This is a genomic window from Ruminococcus sp. AM31-15AC (assembly GCF_003462045.1).
In the GTDB taxonomy this organism is placed as follows: Bacteria; Bacillota; Clostridia; order Oscillospirales; family Ruminococcaceae; genus Hominimerdicola; species Hominimerdicola aceti.
Genome location: NZ_QTYG01000085.1, coordinates 1 through 4,957, shown reverse-complemented (window position 1 = coordinate 4,957; position 4,957 = coordinate 1). Strand labels below are relative to the sequence as shown.

Sequence of the window (4,957 nt, the reverse complement as noted above, 5' to 3'; positions counted from 1 at the left end):
CAGTATCATAGTATCTAATATTTGTTATTTTGAGAGTCAGGGCAGGACAATAGTGATCCATACTATTACGAATCAATATACCTTTTACGGAAAATTATCTAACCTGCTTGACAATGAAAGTTTAAGTGATTTTATCAGTATTCATAAATCTTATTTAGTAAATAAAAATTATATTGAAAGATTCACTTCACATTCAGTCGTCCTTATTGGCATAGACCGAGTGGAATTGCCGATAAGCCCTAATAAGAAAATGGAGGTCAGTGAACAGCTGTTGAAAGAATGATATGACTACTATATTTTATTTGTTTTCAAATGTGTTTCACATATATGCCACTTATCAGTTTTCCAATGTGTTTTTACAAAAGAAAAAAGAATCAGCAAAATCAGACGTTGTTCTGTTTACACTTTATTACATTATAAATAGCTGTGCGTATTTACTTTTTGACAATCGGCTTATTACAATCCTGTCAAACATTATACCTTTTATTCTTATATTTTTGTACTATAAAGTATCGTTATTTAAGTCTTTGTTGTCAGCATTTGTGTTATGTGTTTTTTCCATTGTAGTAGATACAGCGGTTGTTGCTATACAGTCTTTGCTCGATATAACTCTGTTTTTTTTGATGAGGGATTTGTATCAAATATTGTGTTTCTAACACTTGTAAATATCATAGCTAAGAGCTTTTTTAAAGATAGTAATCAAATTGTAAAATTGCCGATAATGTATTATATTACTGTGATAGTTGTTCCGCTTGGCAGTATAATGGTGGGTTACTTTGTCGCAAAAGATCTCAATGTCATATCGTTGATTTTAAGCGTTATCATATTATTGATGAACATAGTTATTCTTTACCTTTACGATAATTTGGTAAATATGTTTTCCCAGCAATATGAAACTGACGTTATTGAGCAGCAAAACAAGGCGTATCTTAATCAGTTGCATTTAATGCAGGAATCTCAGATGAAGATAAGATTTTTAAAGCATGATATGAAAAATCATATTATCAACATGCAAAGTTTGCTTAGTGCTGAGAAATACGATCAGCTTAAAGATTACCTTGCTGAAACCAATGATTATATTTATAGTAATAATGTTATTATCGACTCAGGAAATGAAACGATCGACAGTGTTCTGAATTACAAATTGGCACCGTTAGAGAACAACAGCGTTGAAAAAAGTTATCATGTTGTTCTCCCTGAGCAAATTCTTATTAGTTCATTTGATTTAAATATTGTTATTTGTAATCTGATAGATAATGCACTTGAAGCGTTAAGCCTCCTAGGAGAGAACGATGAAAAGAAGATAACTATCGATATTGTTTATAAGCAGGGCTACATTAAATTATTAGTAGGAAATTCATTTGACGGAATCATACACAAGGATAAAAGGACAAGAAAAAATGATGAGATAAATCATGGAATAGGGTTAAAGAGTGTTCAAAATATTGCGGAAAAATACGGAGGAATTTTAAAAACTAATGTAGCTGATAATTGGTTTGAAACATCAGTGATAATGTATGAAAAATAGAGGTAACAATAAGTTGCCTCTATTTTTTTTACAAAAAAGACGTTTTTTTTGACATTTACGGTTTTTTATTCTTGTATTATGTATAATCAAGTCATAACTTGTTATGAAAGGAAGAAGATCATATGAAAAGAAATTTAATGAAACTCAGCACAAGAATGGGTAAGGTGTTTGCTGCATTGGCACTTTTGGTTACTGTATCAAACGTAAATTCTACATGCCTTTTCATCACTCACCAGCCTGAATTGCCTGCTGATTCTAAGAAACTGCGTAAGTTCTAATGTTTAAGAAAACTGCCTGCAAAATAACGCAACGTCTATGTGAAAAAGGTATTATATCAGAAAGCGATTTCGATTTGTATGAATACGGCTTCAATATGGGGATAACGGTTTTACTTAACCTTATCAGCACTATAGTTATCGGCGTTATTGTGGGCAAGGTGTTTGAAAGCATAGCTTTCTTAGTTTTTTATATACCACTGAGAAGCTATGCCGGAGGATACCACGCTAGCACCCCGTGGAGGTGCTATTTTATTTCCATAGTGATTATCATGGCAATGTTATTATTTATTGGTTATGTTGATTTGTCAATAATATATATTATATTATTATTGGTCGGAATGGTGGTATGCTTTGCTTTTGCCCCTGTCGAAGATAAAAACAAGCCTTTAGACAGAGATGAAATTAGCGTATTTAAAAAAAGAGCCTATTTGATCTTATCAATAGAATTTTTCATATGGCTAGCAGTATCAGTGATTTTTCAGCCCGTAGAAAAAACTATTCCTATTGTTATGTTTACGGAATCTCTAATGTTGGTCATTGGGAAATTAAAACTCAGCAAATATTCGTGATTGGAGTGTTAATACCTATGGATTATGAAGATTACTACTATGAATCTAGAAGTAGATATTATGACGCTTGTTCTGAAGTTAATAACTATGAAAACAGAGCAAATGAGCTGAGGTCTCAGAGACAAAGAAAAATTATATATATCAATCAGCTCAAATCAGATTTAAAAAGACATCAAAAAGTGTTGTCAGAGCTAAATGCAGCTTTAAAAAAAGACTCCATACTTCAAGATGATATAAAATCGATCAATAATAAAATCGATTCAGCTTCTGAAAATTTCGGCAAAATGGCAAGTTCAAGTTCAGTTGCCAACAAGAGTTTGAGTAGCGTTTACAGTTCAGAATCAATGAAAAGTCAGAATACTTTAAACAATATTTTCTCAAATCTCAGGAACAAGAAAAATACGGTAAATAATAAAATTTCCGAGTTAGAAGAAAATATAAACCGTGCAGAATCAGAATTACAAGATATAAATTCAGGGATAGATACGGCTTGCTCGGCAGCCTCGGATTGGCGAAATGTACGACGGAATGCGTCATATGATATGGAGTATTACAGACGCAAGATGTACGAAGAGGAATAGTATATATGGCGACGATTACTTTATATTCAGGCAAGATAAACCAGATGTCAAGTTTGATAAATAAAGCAAAAACATCGGTCAAAAGCTATAAATCAGACTTGAAATCGCTGAAATCAAAGGTGCTTTCCATAGATGAAAGCATATGCGACGTCGATGATGTTATCAGTTCGATAAAATCATCAACGAAAACGCAGGAAGATAAGATTGAAACTCTGGAAAATCTAAAACAGGATATAAATGATTTTATATCTGATGTTGTACGCATTGACGGTGACGCCGCCGATGCAATCAATAAGAGCAAAGATGATTTTTACGATAAATATGAATATCTGAAGCCCGAATGCGAAAAAAGCGGTTGGGAGAAGTTCAAAGACGGCTGCAAAAAGGTCGGCGAGTGGTGCCAGGAGCATTGGAAAGAGATTCTTGCGATTGCAGTTGTTATCACCGGTGTTGTTCTTTGCTTTGTTCCGGGTTTGAACTGGCTTGGCTCTGGAATTTTAATCGGCTCATTGAAAGGTGCTTTGAGCGGAGGTCTGATAGGTGGACTATCAAGTTGGGCGTCAGGAGGTTCATTCTGGGAGGGCTTTAAGGACGGCGTGGTGACCGGAGCTATTTTCGGTGGCGTATTTGGCGGACTTGGAGCGGCAGGTGAGTTTTTAGGTAATGCCAAGGCGGTTAGTTTGCTTGCCAATGGAAAATGGTTGGGTAAATCGTGTAGCTTTGCTAAAACGGTTGGAACGGTCGCCAAAGCAAGTGGAGCTATCACATTTGTAATGGGAGGCTTTGATACTCTCGCATTAGGTTCAAAGATATTGTTTGGTGATAACTGGTTTAGTGACTTTAATGCGGCTTTGCATGAGAGTTCTATATACAATGTAGCTCAGACGACTATAGCAAGTGTAGCTGTTTTTACCGGCGGAATGAACAGCGGATTTAACAAGGCAGCTAACAGTGCAGGAGTTAAACCGTCATGTTTTGTGGCGGGAACGCTTGTCATGGCGGTTGCCGGAATGGTTGCTATAGAAAAGATAAAGTCAGGAGATAAAGTCATTTCAACAGATCCTGAAACAATGGAAACTGGTGAAAAGACCGTCCTTGAAACATACATAAGAGAGGTAACTACTCTTGTTCATCTTACAGTAAACGGCGAAGAAATCGTTACAACTGTTGACCACCCGTTTTATGTAAAAAATCAAGGCTTTATCAAAGCAGGAGAACTAATAGTTGGTGATGAACTTCTTGATGTAAACGGAAATGTTCTTTTAGTTGAAAATTTTGATATTGAGTTGACAGAAGAACCCACTACAGTGTATAATTTTCAGGTGGAGGATTTCCATACTTATCATGTTTGTACATTGGGCGTGTTGGTGCATAATGCTGGCAAAGAATATGGAAAACAATATTCTCCAGAACAGCAGAAACTGGTTAAGGAAGGAAAAAATATTAGCAAGATAAATCGTGTCACAAGATTAGAGGCAGAAGATTATGTAAATAGATGTAGAGCAGCTGGACTTGGCAAGGATAAAGTTCGTATAGACCCACCGCATTTCAATAGAATGGATCCAGCAAAATTGGCTGAAGGTATATCAGGTAAGCCGCATTTACATGTTCCTTCAGGCAAAAATTCTCATGTGGAAATTATTGATTAGGAGAGTGAGATAATGAAGTTGTATAGAAATGGTTATGTTGTATCCGAGGTAAAAGATAATGATTATACATATAATGTATGGCCGTTTGAAGATGTAGATGATGATAAGAATGCTATGATGTTAACTGAGGAAGCAGATAACACTTGGTTTCTGCAATATGATATGCAACATATTGTCCCTGATTTTAAGTTTGTATATAAATATTTTCAATATTGTCAAAACAATGGGCTAAAGTCGAATATTCTTTTGTATGAAACAACTAACAAAGAAATCGTTGTTCCTGAAATTAAATTGCCAACTAAATTATTAGGTTTTGATTGCATTGGTAATGTATATTATTCGTATTTAAAAA

General features: G+C 34.7%; 7 protein-coding genes. All 7 read left to right on the top strand.

Annotation, left to right across the window (positions count from 1 at the left end; translation table 11 throughout):
* The coding region (locus DW793_RS13665) for a LytR/AlgR family response regulator transcription factor (protein ID WP_147342221.1) at window positions 1-283 on the top strand (283 nt) is incomplete at its 5' end.
* A gap of 363 nt (window positions 284-646) precedes the next feature.
* Window positions 647-1,528, top strand: a complete 882-nt coding sequence (locus tag DW793_RS13660; RefSeq protein WP_181983578.1) for a sensor histidine kinase — start codon at window positions 647-649, stop codon at window positions 1,526-1,528.
* Between the two features lie 122 nt (window positions 1,529-1,650).
* Window positions 1,651-1,806 carry a cyclic lactone autoinducer peptide gene (locus DW793_RS13655; protein WP_118158470.1) on the top strand — a complete coding sequence of 52 codons (156 nt, stop codon included), beginning with the start codon at window positions 1,651-1,653 and terminating at the stop codon, window positions 1,804-1,806.
* Window positions 1,806-2,375, top strand: a complete 570-nt coding sequence (locus DW793_RS13650; protein WP_117878350.1) for an accessory gene regulator ArgB-like protein — start codon at window positions 1,806-1,808, stop codon at window positions 2,373-2,375. The genes DW793_RS13655 and DW793_RS13650 overlap by 1 nt, the downstream gene beginning before the upstream one ends.
* A 17-nt stretch (window positions 2,376-2,392) precedes the next feature.
* The gene (locus DW793_RS13645) at window positions 2,393-2,956 is read left to right on the top strand and encodes a She9 / Mdm33 family protein (protein ID WP_117859585.1); all 564 of its coding nucleotides are present in this window, start codon (window positions 2,393-2,395) and stop codon (window positions 2,954-2,956) included.
* A gap of 5 nt (window positions 2,957-2,961) precedes the next feature.
* Entirely contained in the window at window positions 2,962-4,605 is a 1,644-nt protein-coding gene (locus DW793_RS13640) for a polymorphic toxin-type HINT domain-containing protein (protein ID WP_118158469.1), read from the top strand.
* A gap of 12 nt (window positions 4,606-4,617) precedes the next feature.
* On the top strand, window positions 4,618-4,957 hold a 340-nt coding region (locus DW793_RS13635; protein WP_147342220.1), incomplete at its 3' end, for a hypothetical protein.

What these genes read in the sequence shown, in the direction of transcription:
- DW793_RS13640 (WP_118158469.1), top strand. Translation starts at nt 2,962, where the DNA reads ATGGCGACGATTACTTTATATTCAGGCAAGATAAACCAGATGTCAAGT.
- DW793_RS13650 (WP_117878350.1), top strand. Translation starts at nt 1,806, where the DNA reads ATGTTTAAGAAAACTGCCTGCAAAATAACGCAACGTCTATGTGAAAAA.
- DW793_RS13645 (WP_117859585.1), top strand. Translation starts at nt 2,393, where the DNA reads ATGGATTATGAAGATTACTACTATGAATCTAGAAGTAGATATTATGAC.
- DW793_RS13655 (WP_118158470.1), top strand. Translation starts at nt 1,651, where the DNA reads ATGAAAAGAAATTTAATGAAACTCAGCACAAGAATGGGTAAGGTGTTT.